We start from the raw sequence: 18,306 nt of genomic DNA, 5'->3' as shown, positions 1-18,306 counted from the left end.
TCTTCAAGGTAGTCTTTGCTTTCAAGTTCGATCGACTACGCGGCCGATGCCGCGCTATTCAATTCAAGGATATAGCCGATGCCGCGTACGGTCGTGATCCGTAGCGTAGCACCGGACTGATTCAAATGACCGCGCAAGCGATAGATTGCGACTTCAAGCGCATTGGTAGAGACCTCGTTGTCAAACGCATAGAGGCTATCCTCCAGCGAGGCGCGTGGCACGGCGCGGCCTGCGCGGCTGAGCAGAAGCTCAAGAATGCACACTTCGCGGCGTGCAATCTTTTGCGGCCGACCACCAACTGAAACTTGCCGGGCGATCGGATCGAATTTTAGATTACCAAACACAACGACGGGGGCTGTCATTTGCGTTGATCGCCTCAGAATGGCTCGCATCCGAGCGATGAGTTCATCAGTAGACACGGGCTTCGGCAGAAAATCGTCTGCACCACCATTGAAAATGGCGATCCGCTTACCCAGATCATCGCGGCTGCTCATCACCATGGCAGGCATCAAATATCCGTCGCGTCTCAACCGCTTCAGCCAGTCCAGGCCGTTTCCATCCGGTAGAGCCAACTCGAGCAGGAGAATGTCGTACTTGGCGTAGTCCAGAGCGGTCGTCGCCTCATCCAGAGTGCTCGCCACATCAACGGCAAAACCGCAATCCGAGAGCGCTCCTTGCACAGCGCGCGCAAGGTGCGCATCATGATCAACCAGTAGCGTTCGCATTTCATTGCCTCTTCATGCCAAAACTACCAAGCAGATCACCGTCGACCATGAATGCATTCCACCTCTCGGGACGAACGGCGGCGGAATCTGGGGAATCGGGCCAGAATCAGTCAGAGCATTGAGCGCGGTGGCAGGACCCTCGTGCATCTTCGCGCCAATCTCGGCAGTGCTTCCGGTCATCATTCGCTTCCCATCCGACAACGGGAACGCGAAGACAGCGAGTACCGCTATCGAGCTTCTCGTGCTGTTGCAGCCTCAACTTGGCTGGCGCCGGTACCCGGTCCGGCGCGTAGGCTACGCTGCCAACAGGCCTTCGGGTGGACTGATCGAGGAGCGTGACGGGGTCGGGCGGCGTGGCCCTGCGGGTTAGAGACATTCGCAATTCTTGCTACCTGTCAGGAAGTGTTGCGCACGACGCATTGTCGCGACTGATGTCGGAAACCCTACAATCTGACGCTACGTGCGATTCAAGTCCCTTCGAGAGCTCGTTTCGTGAATATTCGAAAGATCGCAGGCTTGCTGAGCCAGCCCCCTGGGAAATTGGATAAAAAGCACCGCGACGCATCAAAACAGCAAAGCATCTTACGGGAACCCGAACATCTTATGAGAATCAGAGAGCCCCGCTGACGTCGAGACTCACGATTCGTTGTGATCTGGACGGAAGACCGACACCTATCATGATGCAAGACAGGTTCAGTACGGCTGATCACTCCAAGGCGGCAATTGCGAGATGAAGACTGAATTACTTTGGTTTCGTGACGTTGCGCTACGATCTCAGCAACAACCTCGCACGCGCGAATTCAGTTCAATTCGCTCAACGGGCAATAAGTTAAAAGCAAGCTTCCCGCTCCATCAATCCTATTCTCTTGGAGCGACTCGGAACCCCTGCGCATCGCCGTGATGCGAGTGCGCGTTGGGGCAGCCTCTGCGGGATCTCCAATGCCCAATCGACGCTACGTCGCTGTCAGGATGTCGGTCTGCTCTGGGAGTATTGTCGTGACCTGTGTCGGAAACAGTACAATCTGACGCTCCGTATGAATTCAAGGTAAGCGTCGTTCTCAGGCCACGGCTTTGAGGGCTTGAGCGCGGATGACTGCTCAACACCTCCTTGTCGGGCGAGTTCTTCTCTTGCCAGACCGAGAACTGTGCCGGGTCCTGACCGGCCAGTACCGCGCTCGTCTCGTCGCTCGCGGCACATACGTTCGCCAATCTCCGCAATCCAACCCCTGATCTGGTTAAGGCGCTTTTGGTAAGCGCGAGCGAGCTTGATGAGCACCACCCGCAGCTGGGGTGGGGCACTCCTTATCAAGGCACCATGCCCTGGTCCTGTGCGCCCGGGACCGTTGCGCTAACGTGGACTGCGCAGCTGCAGCCGGGCGTTTCTTACTATTGGTCCGGTATCCCGATTCCGCCCGAGATGGTTCACAATGGCAAATTATTGGGGCGCGCTACTCTCACGGCGGTGCTCAAGCCCGTCGTGTCGCCCTTTGCGGACGCGAATTACTTCGCTACGCGGGTTGAAACTTCACTCCAATACCCAGTGAAGCAGGACGAGTGGAAGTCGCTGTTAGGATCGATGATGGAGTCGACCCTCACGGAGAGCGATGCTCGTGAGAACTTGAAGAAGTGGCAGCCCGTGCGCAGACATTGCCGAGATTTTTCGAAAGGTGGGGGTCTGGCTTTCTCCGGCAATCAGCTCCGGCTTTACGCGCGGGTGTACGCACGTGACCTATATCAATTCGGGTGGCAGACAAACAGCGATGTCGGCGCGCAACAGGTGGCATTTGTCCTCACCTTGCGTGCGTCTGATGATGCGCCATCGATCTATAACTCGACGGCTCAGATGCTCGGCAATTTTGTGGAGAGCGCTGTGATCAACCAAGAGATCGAGATAGAGAACGAAGTCTAGCTTTTCTGGATGCATCCCCTACAAGAAGTCAAACTCTGCCAAGAGGCTAAACTCCAACTGATTGATGGCGCCCTTAGCCTAGAGCGAAAAGATCCGATATGTATTCGCGTTCCGCTTGGGCAGGTCATCGCCGACGAGCCCCTCGTTTAGCCAAATTGCGGCCGATGGAAGAGAAGAACGCGGCCTCGGGGTAGGCTTTCGGCCGTGTAGGGCTGGCCGTGGATCAAAAAACGGGTCATTGGGACATCCTGGCTCGGCAGAAGATCCAGGTTTTGCAGCATGTCGATCAGGACAGGCGAGGCCTCTCGGGGGCCGTGCCTCCAGTCGTCCCCGAACAACTCTCCGAGTTCAGGCGCTTGCGGGAATGGTTGATGGCCCGACGCCGGTGCGGCAGACGGCGGGGGAAGGTTTGGCGCCAGCGCCGAAGGAGCGTCCTCGCGCCATTCGAAAGGCGCCGCCGAATCAAACCCCAGCGCAAGACCGCCGTAGATATCTGAGGAAGCCCTAGGCACCGCAGGCGAAGCTTCACCCAGCAAAGCGGGCCGAGGGTGATGAATGAGTTGAACGTCGTTGGGTCCTCCCGGTCCCAACATGGCTGTGTAGCGCTCGCCGCCAATCTCGTAGTTCATGACTGGATGTTCCGCAACAGGCAAGAAGTCCCACTTGCCCAACGTGGACAGCATCATGTCGGGGGCCAGCTGGGTGCGATGGGAAAAATCCTTGGGAACGGCGAACGAAATATCAAACGTATCGCCGACAGCAGGAGACCGCAGATGGATGAGCTGAACATCATTGGGCCCTCCCGGGCCTAATACGGCCGTATAGCGTTCACCGCGAATGTCGTAGGTCTTTACGCGCTGTGCGGCATCCGGCAACAAGCCCCAGCGGCCCAGCTTGGAGCGCATCATATCCGGCGCGGGCTGGGTCCCGTGGGAGAAGTCCTCGGGAACAGCCAAAGAAGCATCGAAGCTCTCACTGGTTGCGGGGAACGTCTGCTCAAGCGATGCCGTAGCCGCACCGCGCCGATCGATCATCCGATCAAAGTAGCCTCCAGAGCCGGAATTCTGCGGCCGCAAGGAGGGCTGCCAGCTTGCGGGACCGAAATGCTCGTCCTGGCCGACGGTTTGCACGGGCGGCTGGGCGGCAGCACCCATTGCTGGCCAGAACTCTGGAGCCTCGAGACCATCAGCAGGCTGAGAGCCGTTCCAATCCACGGCATCGAAAAGGTCGTCCTGGGCCACACTTTGCACGGGCAATTGAGCAGCTGAATTTATTGTTGGCCAAAGCACCGGTGCATCGAAAGGTGCCGATGGCAGCAGGGCCTCGCGATCAGCTGCATCGAAAAGCGCTTCCTGGGCGAAACTCTGCAAGGGCGAGGGAACAGCTGAATGCATTCGCGGCCAGAGCACTGGTGCATCCAAATCGGGAGCTGGAGGCTCGCCGCTCGGCTCCGCTGCGTCGAAGAGCACGTCCTGGGCGACACTTTGTATCGGAGAATGAGCGGCTGAATTTGGCCCCTGCCAAAGCTGCGGAGTATTGAAACCGTCGGCCCGCAATGGGACGGTGCGATCTGCAGCGTTTCCCAAGCGCTGCCCATCGACAAGCCGCATGGGCGAAGGGGCGGCCGGCTCGATGACCTGGCGCGTGCTAGATCCTTCTGCGCCCCAATTTCCCTGCCCGGTTGTCGCGCGATAGTCGCGCAGACCGTTCAAGGCGAAGATGAGCAGCCTGTCATTCCGAAAGAAAGTGTCGGCGTAACCGAGCAGTGTATCATCACCGAGCTTGGCAATAGACAAGGGGCGGAGCGCTACCGCCAGCTTCCGCAGACTGCTCGCATAGTTCAGGGCGGTTTTCGGGCCGATCCGTCGAGCAAAACCTGCCTCGGCGGCCTGCCTGATGAGACGTTCATCTTCGTTGGAAGGACGGTAATGTGTTGAGGTGAGCCGAGCGGTGGCGCCAGGCTCGCGGTACCGGCTGACCATTGACAATGCTGGGGCGATGATCTTGTCGTTTGGCAGCAGCTTCTTCGCATAACCGAGCAACGTATCCTCATCGAGGCCAGCGATTGATTTGCCAGACTGCTTCAACGCCTCAGCGAATTTGCGAAGTAGACGATCATAAATACTGACGGTGACAGGACCCGGTGCTCCTCGCTCGAGAGCAGCGCCGGACGCTGCTTGGATCAGGCGATCGTCTTCCTCAGTGACATCATGAAGCTCTCTATGGGGATAGATGGGGCCGACCGGTCGCGCGTCTGCCAGCTGCTGCTCAAACTCGGCTTGCGGCTGTTGCGGTTGTTCCACGGTTGTATCAGACGCCGTGGGACGGTTGTTGGCTTTGTCGACATTGTTCAATTGGTCCATGATCGCGTCCGCTGACGTCACTCTCTCGTTCTCCACTACTCACGTTAGCTTACCAACACCTGACGTAGCCTGGCGAAAGGAAAACAAATGATGGCCGATAAGTGCCTTCTCCAAGGCGCTGTGGCCGCCGGTTTTGCGGCCTGCGACCGATCGGAACCCGCCGCATGGCGTATCGATCACCGCGGCACGAACGCCCTGATCACCGCGATCGAGATCTGAAGGTCAAGACGATCACGATCGTCCATCGGTCGTGCCGCCAAAGAAAGCGTCGGATGACAAAAGAGGGGTCTTCAGCTGAGCATTTGAGCTGCAATTAGCGATATGCCGCTCCACGCGCAGGCCGACGTACCGCTCCTGGCGTATTGTTCCTCACAGCGCAATAGTATTAACCGTTGGGCGGGCCTGCCTCTAGGCGTTTCACCTGCATCCATATTCCGTTCCGACGCTTGCGGTTTGGCAAATTGACACATGCTGCAAAGCAGAAAGCCACGACCGCCGGGGTGGCAAGCCCGGGCCAGCGACGCAGGCCGGTCTGGTTATTGATGCCTTCAGGGTGACTGCCCAGAACGGCAGCTTCGGCAATGCGCTTCAAACGGTGGATAGCTCAAGACATGTAGTGACCGAAAATATACGCCGCAGTCTCAGCCGCGAAGGCAAGCTTAGTCTAGGCTTGAGATATTTCGCGATGTCGTCAAAGACCTCGCTGATCTCTCAAGGTCTGAATCCGTGTAGATCATTTACGAAAACGTTGTGTTTACGGAAGGTTTTTGTGCTTTTTCATCTCCCGCTCATCCCGCTCAAAGTTCGTGAGCCTGGGCATTGACCTCCTTCTGCATTTTGCCAGCGATTCCCGTCAGCTTGCCATGTGTTGACCAAGGCGAAAGCTCAAATCCAATCTTATCGATAGTATCGCCGCCCACACGAAGGTGAGTGAGACCGGACAGACCAGGATCACAGGATGGTAGCTGATTTTGTCCCGGACAAGGTTGGAGCTCAGGACATAATCTGATCTGCGGGCACAACCACGGCCGAGCCCGCGCATCGCAGTCGCGCGCGTCCCAGCGCAGAGATCGGCGCGTCAGAGCGAAAGGCCGCGTTTCTTCCTAAGGCTCCAGTCGGCGCTGTCGGGACCGGCGATGCCGCTCACCTGGTTGCTCAATTCGCGCTCCAGCGCGGGAGGGGCAGGGCACGAGCTGAAACCGAGACTGATGCCATCACAGCAAAGCGCCCCGAGGCGATCGACAATCTTCGGCGATAGATCCCCGCAATCTACACACCTGCATCAGCGGGCAATACGCAAGGCTTTCGACTGTGTCGAGCTCACGGGCGGCGCGGGCGCTCAATCAGGTTGAGCCAAGCCGGACCTTCTCGCCGTGGCGGTGGGCAAGTCCAGGGTCTGCCAGCACATCGATCAGCCGCCCGAGTGCCGCGCGGACCTCGGCAAGCAAGTTGAACTTCGCGATCGCCATTTCCTTTATCCAAACGCTCATATTGCGCAGCGCATTTCCCGTAGGTGCCCCTGGTGCGAGCAAGCCAAGGCCGCTGGCTGGGCGGTAATAATTCCCCGGATGCGCCGCCCCGCTGACCCCCGAGCTTGCAGCCCAAGCGCGTTCTTCAACCAGCTTCAGGATAAATACGAACGCGTGAGCCGCCGTCCGTTTCCAGCAACTCGGCCCTGTAAGGTACGCCGCGGATGTTGATATACGTCGGGCGCCCGGCTTCCGGCATGAGGTGCTCCCCCTCTAGTGCACGGACAAGGTAAGGCGGAAGCCAGCGTTCGCGGTGCTGCCATCCCCCGCGGATAAGAAACCCAAGATCCGCTATGGGCTGACGCGATGGCCCAGCTTCATTCATCGGCCTCGCGCGAGGATGATGGATGAGGCGAACGTCCCTGCGCCCTCCCGGCCCAAACGTGGCCGAGTAATGCTCACCGTTGATCGCGAACTGGCTTGGGCCGAACTGGTTCGGCATGAGATTGATGTTACTCAGTACATCGATCAGGACGTCCGAGGCCGATTGAGAGCCGTGGCGCCAGCCCTCGCCAACGATAGATCCGATATCCCGTAGCTCCTGAGGGGCCCCTGATGGTCCAACGAACGACGGTGGTCTGGCGAGCTCAGGCGCCGGCACAGAGTGAGCGTCGTCACGCAATTCATAGGGTGTGGGCGGATTCAAATTAACTAGCGGCTCAAGACCGCCGTGGACGTCTGACGAGGGACGCCTCGTAGATGATGGTGACGCGGGTTCTTGCATCTGCTCTCTAAACCAATTCCAAGCGCCCGCGCTCGGGGTGGCTGGCGTTGCCGGAAGCTCCTGAAGCGAGCGCAGCTGCGGGCCGCGGTGCGGTGTGAACGAGGATGACGCGGGTTCTTGCATTTGCTCCCTAAACCAGTCCCAAGCTCCCGCGCTCGGAGTGGTTGGCGTTGCCGGAAGCTCCTGAAGCGAGGTCGGCTGCGGAGCAGGGTGCGGTGTGAATGAGGACGACGCGGGTTCTTGCATCTGATTCCTGAACCAATCCCAAGCTCCCTCGCTCGGGGTAGCTGGCGTTGCGGGAAGCTCCTGCGGCGACCCGGGCTGCCGAGCGCCTTCCGCAGCGAGCGGAGGCGCGCTCTCAGGAGGAGCCAGCCCCAGCGCTCTGTTCGCCTCGAGGACTTGCTGGTAGCGCCGAAGCCTGAGCAAATCGGCGTCAATTTTGGAGTCCGCGGTCTGGTTCCTATACTCCTCAACATCTTGGGCCAGCCCATTGTCGTTCAGTCGGCCAGCCATGGCCCCTTTTTCGCGCGTTTGCAGCCAATCACTCAGCCTGTAAAGACGGCGCGCCCGTCTATCCACCGTCTCCGGCTCAACCCTGGCTGTCGCCTTTTCTGCGTTGGCCAACATGTCGATGAGGGTTGCGTCTGCCGGATAAGGAGCCAGGCGCCGAATATCGGCTGACAAGGCCCTACCGGCGCCGATGTCCCGGAGCTTTTTCAAGGCCGCGATGGTGCGCCTGCTCGTAAGTTTAGGATCCTTCTTGGAATCCTTCGCGTAGGCCTCTACATCGCGATCCAACCCAGCACCTAACTCCGGGTTGCCGAGCCGATCGGCAATTGATGCCCTCCGGTTCTGGCTAAGCCACGCGCTGAAATTACGCAAATCTGCTATCGCATTCCGGATGGTGCCATCGCTCAGCCTGCCTTCGGCCTGGCTCTTGAACGCCTGCAAGAGCGCCTCGTCCTGCTCAAAAACATAGGGTATGCGGGCCGGCTGCTTGGCGTGATCAACGCGAAACTTCGTTAAAAAGACCTCTTGCTGAGCCGTGGAGCCGGACGGCTTTTCGCTGCGAGGAGTCCCAAACGCCTTTCCGACACCTGACTTGATACGCGACCACAGTCCGCGATTCTTGCTGTTCTTCGTCTGAATCGCGCCCTGCTGCTCAGATTGCAAAGTGTAGCGCGCACTGCTGAACAAATCATCCCGCAAATTGGACTGCGGCGGTACTTGGGCCGAATCTCGAAAATGAGCGCGGGGGATGTCTACGCTGTGGCGCGTGCTGCTGAACGATTTGTCCATCAGCGAGGAGTGTGGCGGCATCCTCATCGAACCGCCGAGGTCAGTGCGCCGGATTCCTCCACCGCCCGTTTTGGAACTTTCATCAGGAGAACTAGACGTTGCGGAGCTCTCACCAGGCGAATTGATTTGCAACTCGCCCATCTGCTGCTCAAAGCTAGCTTGCTCGCTCGTATTGCCCGATTGCTGCCCCGCGCGCTGCTGTTGATAGTACGCTCGTGCGAATCCTTCCACATCAAAATCAAACAGATTAAAACTGTTATTCGTTCGCTCCATGGCACCTCACATCCCACAGCAAAGCTCGTATCCGGCGCACGGTAGGGTGATTGAGTGGAAGCGGTGGAGCCTTCGGCCGAGAGTCCGACTGGCGAAGCCTGAAGCCAACCGACAATCAACAATCATTTGCCGCAACCGAGACCGCCGCCATGCCCCTCCGATTTCCGAGATCAAGCAATCTGGTGTTCATTTCCTTCACGACGGATGACGTCGCCGTCTACATCGACGTTCTCATGCTAGGAGAGTTACCTGTTGAGAAGCTGACGAGTCTCAGAATATAAAAATAAGCCAATGGCGACGGCGTTGATTTCTCCAGAAATCTGCCGCGTACCCGCCACGTGATCTTTTTTTGGCCCAGGCCACGCACGAGGGCCCTCCCGAAACGAAGCGGGCAAACGGCCTCGCCGACAGCTCGGATATTATGTCTGCGAGCGATACGACCAAATTGAAGAACACTTGTATCGCGGGAATTCTCTACATGTGGAGCCCGACTCAAGATGACGGCTGTGGCATTGCCATCAATTCGAGATCGCGGAACATGATGTAGTTCCGCCAGATCCACTGATGCAACTCGGTGGAGGAATCCTTCTCGTTGCGCAGATATCCCGTAAATGAAAAGCTCAGTCGGTCGACGTAGGTCTTTAGAAATACCGGTAGCGCCGAAAAGCGGAGTACACGCGCGCCATCCATGGCTTCAGGTAACTCGCCGCGCAGCATGAATTCATTGTGGACGGTGATTAGCGCTCCTGGCGGAATCCGCCACCTCAGCATCTCATAGCTGCGCGAGGAGATGCGGTCGGTGCCGGCCACGAACAGGACGACGGGGGCAACGTGACAGCGGAGCGCCTCCCTGATGAATCCGATCTCCTCGCACATCTTGAAGAATTCATCAAAGGCATGGAAGCCAAGATCGATTACCTTGGCCACCCGATCGTGCAGGATAAGCCGGTCCATCAGCTGCATCTTGCCGTATGTGTCGATCACATTCGCCGTCTCAGTGATGTCAGGCAGGTAATCGACCAGTGACGGCTCCTTCAGGTTGATGTCGAAGGAGAGCGCAGTGCCGTTCTTCAGCAGCAAGAACTCGCTCATGAGGCGAGAGACGAGGGTCTTACCGACCTGCGGGCTAGGCGAGCAGATGATGTAAACGGGCGTAGCTAACATTGGCAGTAATATTAAGCGAACTTCATACGTGGCTCAGCCCGTTCGATCGCGAACGATCGACTATTTTTCACTACCACGGGTCACTGACTTGGCGCCGGCCAAGTCCGTCAAGTTAATGCGATCATATTCGCGCCAGACATTCGCGAGCCAGTGCCGAACATAGCCGCGCAGCACGAAGGAGTGGTTCGCGGCATCCTCGTTCCGGCCCTTGTTGGCTACAAAGTTGACGAACGGGACGGAAGCAACTTCGACCTGCTCATAGGCCATCTCGTTGAGCTTGGGAATCGTCAGCTCGGTCGCGTTCTTGATTCGGTGGAAATAGGAGTTGTAGGTCGACTCGTCCCACTGGAAGAATTGAGTGTCGTTGATGAAGTTCTTGACCAGAAAATACTTTGCACCAGTCATGAAACTGGACGTCTCGGCGATCTCGTCCAGGGAAGCGATGGATGATCCCAAGATGTGGAATACGGCAAAGGTGATCTGGCCGGACCGCGCGGCATCCAGAAAACCGATGTCGCGCAAGGATGCCAGCGCCGGGGACAGCAAGCCTGCGCGGGCGTCGATCACCGTGACGGATAGCCCTGAGTTCAGTGTGTCGAAGATCTTCATCTGATCCGCAGTCGTGGTCATGTCGACGATCTCGGTGATCTCGGGGTGGAATCGCTTCAACGTTCCTCGCGGCCACTCAGTATCGAATGCGCGTGTCTGCACGTTATTGGTATTGAAATAGTCCAGAAGCGTTCGGGATACGGTCGTCTTGCCGACCCCACCCTTGTCCGCACCCACCACAATCACAACTGGCTTTGTCATGGAATCCCCTTAAAGCACTCGCTACCGCCGACCGCGACGTGTGCAATCAGCAAATCTCTGCTTTGGATGCGAACATGGCAGAAACAAGGGATAGTGGAATCTTTGCCGCGTCACCAGCGTGATTGGTGGGGATTTCTTAATGCCAGCCATCAGTGACATTGGAATACAGACGACTAGTTGCTGTGAGCGGTGTCCCACGTCAGGTTTGTAAACATGCGATCGACTCCGTCGAAAAAAGTCGACTGCGGCGATGATCACCGCGACCATCATCAGCAGTACATCGCCGTTATATCGATGAGCATCAAATGGCTTGAATCTCACGTAGCGTCAGGTTGTAGGCTTGGAAGAACGATGACCAAGGCTAACCATGCAGGCCTCTATGGCTCATTTGAGAAATCAATTCGAGCGGCATGGCTTGCGAAGTCGACCTTCTCGCTTGCGGATGATCATCGATTATTCAGGTGCAGCTTGTGCCAGGATGGGAAGCGCTTTCGCCGGTTATTGAAATGACACTGAAAGAGAGCAAGGTCGCAATATGGCCTGGGGTGTGTCGGATGATTACGGTGCTGAATGCTTGGTAATGTAAGCTGCAATTGCGCAGGTCGCATGCCGCCAGCGCCGCGATCAACTTATCAGAAGCTCGCGAACAGACGCGCTTCCACCTCAAAGGACAAAATTTGTTCGGCCGGGGTTCCGGCCCGGAGAAAGCGGCGCTGCGACGGTGTAGCCGCGCAGAGCACCCCTGGTGCGATCTCGTAATGACGTTGTGTACGTTCTGATGAAACTTAGTGAAGCGCTAAGCGAGATTGATCGCATTCGCCACATCGGTGAATTCTCGGCTGCAGTGCTGAAGCACGACAAGCAGCTGCAGATGGTGGACCACGCAACCTTTCTGCAAAGGGCCGCCGCGGATTTCCATTTTCGATTTGTGGCATGCTTCGAAGAAGACATCCGCGCCGGGAAATCGTTGGGGTGCGCTACGACATGCAACGCGGTGAGCCGGCAGGCCGGAGGTCAGGCAGGTATCCAAGCGTGCGAGCGCATAGCTGCATGTGTGTCGCGGCTTGATAAGCTCTGATTAAAAAGGCCGGCTCAGAGCCCTTGCGTTGTTCGCATAATCATTCGGTCGACACTCAAGAGTGGCCGAATGCCGTAGTGCAACGATCAGAATCGCCGAATGCTGTCACGATGAAAGCCGAGCGCTTCAGGAGTTGAACAGCCAAAATCTAGAACTGCTGGTGAATGGTTTCAGCAAGTGGCCAGAAGAGACGGCCTCTCGCCAAGCCGCGATCGCAGTCGCGGGTGAGGTGTTTCGCCGTGCAGACCGCCATGCTCGGCTCTCTGAGTGTACCCCGCGGGGACTGGCGAACCTGGTGAACGGATTCAGCAAGTGGCCAGGGGAGGCGGCCTCTCGCCAGGGCACAGTTGCGATCGCGGGCGAGGTCCTTCGCCGAGCCGCCCGGCTCTGTGATTTAACTCATCAGGGACTGGCGAATTTGGCGAACGGCTTCAGCAAGTGGCGGGAGGAGGCGGCTTGTCGCCAAGCCACATTCGCGATCGCGGTGGGAGGTCCTTCGCCGTGTACCTCAGCTCTCTCAGTTCACTCGCCCTCACTTGGCGAAGCTGGTAAACGGTTTCAGCAAATGGCCGGAGGAGCTGGCCGCTCGCCAGGCCGCAGTCGCTATCGCGAGCGAGGTCCTTCGCCGTGCCGCCCGGCTCTCTAATTATACCCAGCAGGACCTGGCGAATTTCGTGAACAGTTTCAGCAAATGGCCGAAACAGACGCCCTGTCGCCAAGCCACAGTCGCGATAGCGGGTGAGGTCGTTCGTCGCGCCGCCCGGCTCTCTGGGTTTACCCAGCAGGATTTGGCGAACCTGGCGAACGGTTTCAGCAAGTGGCCGGAAGAGGCGAGGTGTCGCCAAGCCATAGTCGCTATCGCGAGCGAGGTCCTTCGCGCCGCCCGGCTCTCTGATTATACCCAGCAGGACCTGGCGAATTTGGTGAACAGTTTCAGCAAGTGGCCGAAAGAGGCGCCTTCGCCAAACCACAGTCGCAATCGCGGGTGAGGTCCTTCGCGCCGCCCGGCTCTCTGAGTTTACCCAGCAGGGACTGGCGAACCTGGTGAACGGTTTCAGTACATGGCCGGAAGAGGTGGTGTGCCACCGTGCGATGGCGGATATCGCCAGAGAGCTACTAGGCCAAGATTTCCAATCACGAGTCCCACAAAGAGTCGCAGCAAGGGAAGCAGAGATACGCTGGATCATGCGAACGCCGAGGAGTGCGAGCAGCGCCTGCGAAACATCAGCAATGAGGTTGCACACCGCCAAGGACGTCCGCCACTGGGGACCCGAAAGGGTATTGCACGTAGCGCAAGCACACCCTGCCGGCTGCGAGCTGCCGAGCCCAGAGTGCCCGAGACCACCACGTCGCCGACTGCATGCTGAGATGACAAGCGCCCCGGTCGTGAAGTCGCTATAAGGAACATGATCCTCGAGCAGGCATTCGAGCTCGTCACGAGACCAACGGTCTTCGTTTGACGCACGTGTTGTCGTGTTCGGCCGTGTCCGGTTGAAGACGTCAATTTTCCAGAGCCCGACACTGAGCAGGTAGTAGTCCGTCGGCGAAGCACATCGTTTTCCTATTCGAGCAGTCTCGCACCGAAGGTCTTGTGGCACGCCGATTGCTCCGCGCCGGTAAAGAATCCGCCCGACAATGGCGATATCGCAGTACCGGCCCGGGAGTTTAGATGAGACTTGCTCAGTTGATCCAAATCAATGCCATAAATGCTGCATTTTTGAGTGCGGTCACGACAATTGAACCAACGTCCTTCGTGGTGCCGCTGTCATTCGGCCAGCAGCGGCATTGCCCCTCTATCGTGTCTGATCGTCGGCAGAGAGGCACATCCAGGTGGGGCTTCGGTTTCGCGGCGCTGGCGAGCCTGCCTTTCAGTCGGCCTTGTCCGGAATGGTCGCGTATGAGGCGCTGCGCACTACCTTCTTAGAGCGCGGCAAGCCGTTCCAGCAGATCGGGCGGGTCGAGGTGAGACGGAGAGCTCCGATCGGCGCGCAACATTTTTCAACGAAGAGTACGGAGTACATGGTGCCCAGCCAACTGTCACAGCTTGGTGCTGCGCCCGTGGCCAGAAAATTTGAAGCGGGTTCATGACCGTCGTGCACCGGGAGAAAGCGGATGAAGTTTGGACTGTTTTATGAACACCAGTTGCCGCAGCCTTGGGAGGACGGCAGCGAGCGAAAATTGTTCAGTGATGCGCTGGAGCAGATCGAACTGGCCGATCGGCTCGGATTCGATTACATGTGGGAGGTTGAGCATCATTTCCTCGAGGAATACTCCCACTCATCCGCACCCGAGGTATTTCTGGGGGCCGTCTCCCAGCGTACAAAGACTATTCGCATTGGTCACGGCATTTGCCTGTCCTCCCCGAATTACAATCATCCCGCGCGGGTGGCGGAGCGCCTGGCGACGCTCGATCTGATCTCTGGGGGGCGCGCTGAGTGGGGGACCGGAGAATCGGCGTCGCTGATCGAGATGCATGGCTTTGGGATCGAGCCCGAGCAGAAAAATGCCATGTGGCGGGAAGGGGTCGAGCAGACCGCCAATATGATGACGATGCGGCCATATCCCGGGTACGATGGGCAATTCTTCACAATGCCGACCCGTAACATCGTGCCAAAGCCGGTCCAGAAGCCGCACCCACCGATCTGGATGGCGTGTTCCCGGCGCGAAAGTATTTTGCGTGCCGCGCGTCACGGGGTAGGGGCGCTGGTTTTTGGATTTGTGGAGGCGTCGCAAGCGAAAGTTTGGCGTGACGAATATTATCAGATAATCAAGTCCGATGAGTGCGTGCCCATTGGGCATTCGGTAAACGCCAACATCGCCGCTCTCAACGGTATGATGGTTCATGAGAACGCCGAAGAAGCTATGCGCCGAGGACTCGATGGTTTCAAGTTCTTCGGCTATTCGATCGCGCATTATGCGGTATATGGCGAACACCGTCCGGGGCGCACGAATTTGTGGCGGCGCTTCCAATCGATCAAGGACGAGATGAAGGAGACGCCAGGCTCAGGCAGCATCGGACAGCCCAGGAGCGTTCGCGAGCATCTCATGGGGTATGCTGATGTCGGTATCGACCAGATGATATTTATCCAGCAGTGCGGCACGAATAAGCACGAGCATATTTGTGAGGCACTCGAGCTCTTCGCCAAAGAGGTCATGCCTGCTCTGAAAGAACGGGAAGACGAGCGCGTCCGACGTAAAGAAGAGGAGCTGGCTCCCTACGTAGAGGCGGCACTTGCCCGCAAGCCATCGATGCCCGAGCTGAGCGAGTCGGACATCCCGAATGTCGAGGCGATAGGCATCGTGCTCGCGCGTTGTACAGGTAAGGACTACGCCGCGGCGGGTGGCACGTTCGCGGACCCGACCCGCGGAGGCGCCATTCCGATGGCTTCACGCGAGTCCTTCGCCAAGTCGACCAATGTCGACTGATAGCACCACGATGGGATCTGCCCGAATGCGCGGGTGGGTTAGTGGTCGGCAGCCACTGAGGAAATCGGCCACGCCTCGCTCACAGTCCGAAGAAGCCTGTGTGCTGGCCCGCACCACGCCGCTTTGGTGAGGCATAATTGCCGCGGAACTGCGATCAAGATCAGCACGCGCGAAGCGCGATCACTCCCATGATCGTGGCGGTTCTCACGTTTAGCGCCGATAGAGGATCAGATTTCCCGATCGGTAAATTGGATCGTGTCGCAGCGATTCTGAGCAGATATTTTCCCGCTCGGGAAAATTTCACTACGAAACCATTTTGACCGTGGTTTTCCCGATCGGTAAATTCAGGCTTGCTGAAGGCCCTTTCGGCGGCAATATTCCCGCTCGGGAAAATGACATGACCATCACGACCACCTCAGAACTCGGCGAAACGATCCGGAACCGGCGGACCTCCTTAGGTCTCCGGCAGCAGGACCTCGCCTTGGCAGCGAACGTCGGCGTCCGGTTTATCGTCGACATCGAGAATGGCAAGGAGACAAGCCAGGTCGGTCTGGTCCTCCGCCTGCTGCAGGCGCTCGGCATCCGGCTGACGGCGGAAATGAGCCCTGTGCCCGCGGCTCGGTCGGCCAGCGAGGAATCCGAAACCTTCGACCCTGATAACTTCACGCCGTCATGACGAGCACGCCGAAAGCGGGCGGTGCCGGCGAGACCCTGGAAATCCGGTGCGGCGACAAGCTCGTCGGGCTGCTGCGCCGGCGCTCGGACCAAATCCAGGACATCGAGTTCGTCTACGATGAAGCGTGGGTGAAGGATCCTCGGGCGTTTGCCGTCTCGATCCGCATGCCGCTCGCTCAGCGCGTTCACGAGCCGGACGTCGTGTACCGATGTTTTTTTGAACCTACTGCCAGAAGGCCGGACGCTGAGGACGGTGGGCACCATCCTCAAGATTCCGGAGGCGAACGTGTTCGCGCTCCTTGGGGAGTTGGGAGAGGATCTTCCAGGCGCACTCGAAGTCTACCGGCCCGCCGACCAGCGACCGAAGCGGACGCCGCGCTACAAGCGGCTCACCGAAGCGGAGCTCGCCGCCGCCATTCGGCGCCTTCCGGAGAAGCCGCTTCTCGCCGGCGAGGAGGGCATCCACATGTCTTTGGCCGGCGCGCAGGACAAGCTTCCTATAGTCCAGTATCCGGACGGCGGCGTCGGCCTCGCGCTCGATGGCGCGCCGACGACGCATATCCTCAAGCCGGCCAACAAGCACTTCAGCAACGCCGTCGAGAACGAGGCCTTCTGTCTTCGCTTGGCGGCCAAGGTCAAGCTGCCCGTCGCCGAATGTACGATCGGAAAGGCGGAGGATCTCGACTACCTGCTAGTGAAGCGCTACGACCGCGAGCCTCACGGGCGAAGCCGCCGCAGAATCCATCAGGAGGATTTCTGCCAGGCCACGGGGCACATCCCGTCGACCAAATACGAATCCAATCCGGCGACCAAGCTGCGTGGACCGACCCTGAAAGACTGCTTTGACGTTCTGCGGAACACGCAGGCAGGCGCCTTCAACGCCGCCCGCTTCGTCGATTTCTTTGTCTTCAACGTTCTCTGCGGAAACGTCGATGCGCATTCGAAGAACTATTCGCTGCTGCTGCAGCCGAGCGTCGCCGTCTCCATGGCGCCGCTCTACGACGTCATGAACGGCGACATCTATCCGGACATCACGCGAAGCCTGGCGATGAAGATCGCCGGCAAGAACCGCGGTCACATCTACGCCCGACATTGGGATCGGATGGCGGAGGAAAACCAGCTTTCCGGCGCGCAGGTGAGGCGGCGCGTCGGCGAATTGTCTCAGGCTGTCCTCGATGCACTGCCGTCCGTCGTCGAAGAGTTGAACGCGCTTAAGAAGTCTCCGGTCTACCAGCAAATCTCGGACTACGTCGCCGGCTATTGCCGCGACATGCTACGGAATCTGAAAAGCGATGCCGAGGACGAGCCCGAAAAGGACCCGGATTCCGAGGCCGCCACGCGTCCCCCGGGATTTTCTTGAACATTTTTGCAGAAACTGCGTCGCGGGGGAGGAGGTTAAGCTTACCCTTCGACGTTGATGGCGCATAGGTCGCGCGCCGCAGGTCAGGAAGCGCTAATGTGCACGCTCATTTCATGCTGAGCGGCGCCTGAGTTTTCAATTATCCGTACTGAAGATATTAGCCGGCGGCACGAGGGGCACGCCACGATCCAGGTCATAAAGCAATATCTCGAGATCTTCTACACGAGCGGATCGGATTGGGTCGCACGCATGAAGCGTCTGAATGCTCTCGCGCCAGATCTCGACACCTTCAGTCAGCATTTGGACGTCCGCCAAGTTGAAGAGTAGCGCATCATGGACGACGGTCGAGCGATTCTGGAGGCGCTAGAACATCCGCAAGCGGAAGAGCTGGAGAAACCCGAGCTGGTCGAAGCCACTTCGAGCAAGGCCCCGGTGACCGCGTTGTCGGCGCAACGGCAGGCTCGCCGAACGAAGCGCGCGCCGCTACGTAACCGAGGACGTAGGAACGCGCCTAAATTTCGATCTTTGGCCCTTACGAGGGCGGTGCGCGTCGACGATCCACCTGGCGCTGCCGAATCGAGGGCACGTCATCGCTCCGGAGAGCCTATGGAGGGCGAGCTCCCCACCGGGCAGTCTCGCCGCCACTAGGGTCTGTACTCAATAAAGATTCCGGTCTGGGGTGATTTGTGATTCAAGCTTCCCAAGCGATGGGGGCGAAGCAACTGTACTGCACGAGTTGGAGTGGAAGCGGATCGAACCGCTGTTGCCACGCGGGCGGCACGGGGCGCAGCGCGTGAATGACCGGTGCGTGATCAGCGAGATTCTCCACATGCTGCGATCGGGCGCACGCTGGCGAGACTGTCCGCCAGACTACGGGCCGTACACAACGATTTACAACCGCTTCAACCGCTGGAGCCGCCAAAGCGTGTGGAGCAATATTCTGTACGCGTTGACCGGCTCGCTCGCGCGGC

14 protein-coding genes and 2 pseudogenes are annotated in these 18,306 nt (G+C 58.5%); 10 read left to right on the top strand and 6 right to left on the bottom strand.

From position 1 onward, the window contains the following. Window positions 1–35 precede the first annotated feature (35 nt). Window positions 36–725, bottom strand: a complete 690-nt coding sequence (locus tag HCN58_RS30375; protein WP_171583041.1) for a response regulator — start codon at window positions 723–725, stop codon at window positions 36–38. 1,417 nt (window positions 726–2,142) lie between these two features. Here HCN58_RS30375 and HCN58_RS30370 point away from each other — a divergent pair. Continuing rightward, window positions 2,143–2,634, top strand: a complete 492-nt coding sequence (locus HCN58_RS30370) for a hypothetical protein (RefSeq protein WP_171583040.1) — start codon at window positions 2,143–2,145, stop codon at window positions 2,632–2,634. Between the two features lie 146 nt (window positions 2,635–2,780). Here HCN58_RS30370 and HCN58_RS30365 read toward each other — a convergent pair whose 3' ends face one another. Next, window positions 2,781–4,997 carry a hypothetical protein gene (locus HCN58_RS30365; protein WP_171583039.1) on the bottom strand — a complete coding sequence of 739 codons (2,217 nt, stop codon included), beginning with the start codon at window positions 4,995–4,997 and terminating at the stop codon, window positions 2,781–2,783. Between the two features lie 87 nt (window positions 4,998–5,084). Here HCN58_RS30365 and HCN58_RS36870 point away from each other — a divergent pair, with 87 nt between their 5' ends. Further along, entirely contained in the window at window positions 5,085–5,216 is a 132-nt protein-coding gene (locus HCN58_RS36870) for a hypothetical protein (protein ID WP_283814654.1), read from the top strand. 202 nt (window positions 5,217–5,418) lie between these two features. Further along, window positions 5,419–5,820: a VirK family protein gene (locus tag HCN58_RS30360; protein WP_171583142.1), complete on the top strand. Its 402-nt coding sequence runs from the start codon at window positions 5,419–5,421 to the stop codon at window positions 5,818–5,820. 520 nt (window positions 5,821–6,340) lie between these two features. Here HCN58_RS30360 and HCN58_RS36865 read toward each other — a convergent pair. The 4 genes from HCN58_RS36865 to HCN58_RS30345 all read right to left on the bottom strand — a co-directional run bounded on the left by HCN58_RS36865 (window position 6,341) and on the right by HCN58_RS30345 (window position 10,796). Further along, the gene (locus tag HCN58_RS36865) at window positions 6,341–6,466 is read right to left on the bottom strand and encodes a hypothetical protein (RefSeq protein ID WP_283814653.1); all 126 of its coding nucleotides are present in this window, start codon (window positions 6,464–6,466) and stop codon (window positions 6,341–6,343) included. 145 nt (window positions 6,467–6,611) lie between these two features. Next, window positions 6,612–8,822, bottom strand: a complete 2,211-nt coding sequence (locus HCN58_RS35375) for a hypothetical protein (RefSeq protein ID WP_235984026.1) — start codon at window positions 8,820–8,822, stop codon at window positions 6,612–6,614. A 492-nt stretch (window positions 8,823–9,314) separates the two neighbouring features. Further along, a complete protein-coding gene (locus tag HCN58_RS30350; protein ID WP_171583038.1) occupies window positions 9,315–9,986 on the bottom strand; it encodes a hypothetical protein in 672 nt (223 codons plus the stop codon). A gap of 60 nt (window positions 9,987–10,046) precedes the next feature. After that, a complete protein-coding gene (locus HCN58_RS30345) occupies window positions 10,047–10,796 on the bottom strand; it encodes a P-loop NTPase family protein (protein ID WP_171583037.1) in 750 nt (249 codons plus the stop codon). Between the two features lie 778 nt (window positions 10,797–11,574). On the opposite strand from HCN58_RS30345, the gene HCN58_RS30340 reads away from it, so the two are divergent. The 7 genes and pseudogenes from HCN58_RS30340 to HCN58_RS36270 all read left to right on the top strand — a co-directional run. Further along, on the top strand, window positions 11,575–11,874 hold the full coding sequence (locus HCN58_RS30340) for a hypothetical protein (protein ID WP_171583036.1): 300 nt from the start codon (window positions 11,575–11,577) through the stop codon (window positions 11,872–11,874). Window positions 11,875–12,410: 536 nt separating this feature from the next. Continuing rightward, window positions 12,411–12,863 carry a hypothetical protein gene (locus HCN58_RS30335; RefSeq protein ID WP_171583035.1) on the top strand — a complete coding sequence of 151 codons (453 nt, stop codon included), beginning with the start codon at window positions 12,411–12,413 and terminating at the stop codon, window positions 12,861–12,863. Window positions 12,864–13,986: 1,123 nt separating this feature from the next. Continuing rightward, on the top strand, window positions 13,987–15,300 hold the full coding sequence (locus HCN58_RS30330) for an LLM class flavin-dependent oxidoreductase (RefSeq protein ID WP_171583034.1): 1,314 nt from the start codon (window positions 13,987–13,989) through the stop codon (window positions 15,298–15,300). A 322-nt stretch (window positions 15,301–15,622) separates the two neighbouring features. Then, window positions 15,623–15,976, top strand: coding sequence for a helix-turn-helix transcriptional regulator (locus HCN58_RS30325; RefSeq protein ID WP_311966915.1), 354 nt, complete (start codon window positions 15,623–15,625; stop codon window positions 15,974–15,976). After that, a pseudogene (locus tag HCN58_RS37555) lies at window positions 15,973–16,131 on the top strand (type II toxin-antitoxin system HipA family toxin); the annotation flags it as partial. The gene HCN58_RS30325 and the pseudogene HCN58_RS37555, both read left to right, overlap by 4 nt. A gap of 61 nt (window positions 16,132–16,192) precedes the next feature. Next, window positions 16,193–17,335: a HipA domain-containing protein gene (locus HCN58_RS30320; RefSeq protein WP_235984024.1), complete on the top strand. Its 1,143-nt coding sequence runs from the start codon at window positions 16,193–16,195 to the stop codon at window positions 17,333–17,335. 727 nt (window positions 17,336–18,062) lie between these two features. Further along, window positions 18,063–18,287: pseudogene (locus HCN58_RS36270) on the top strand (transposase); the annotation flags it as partial. Window positions 18,288–18,306: the final 19 nt, after the last annotated feature.

Origin of the sequence: Bradyrhizobium australiense, assembly GCF_013114825.1 — a bacterium.
Lineage (GTDB): Bacteria > Pseudomonadota > Alphaproteobacteria > Rhizobiales > Xanthobacteraceae > Bradyrhizobium > Bradyrhizobium australiense.
The sequence above is the reverse complement of the archived record's forward strand: the minus strand, read 5'-3'. Positions and strand labels throughout refer to the sequence as shown.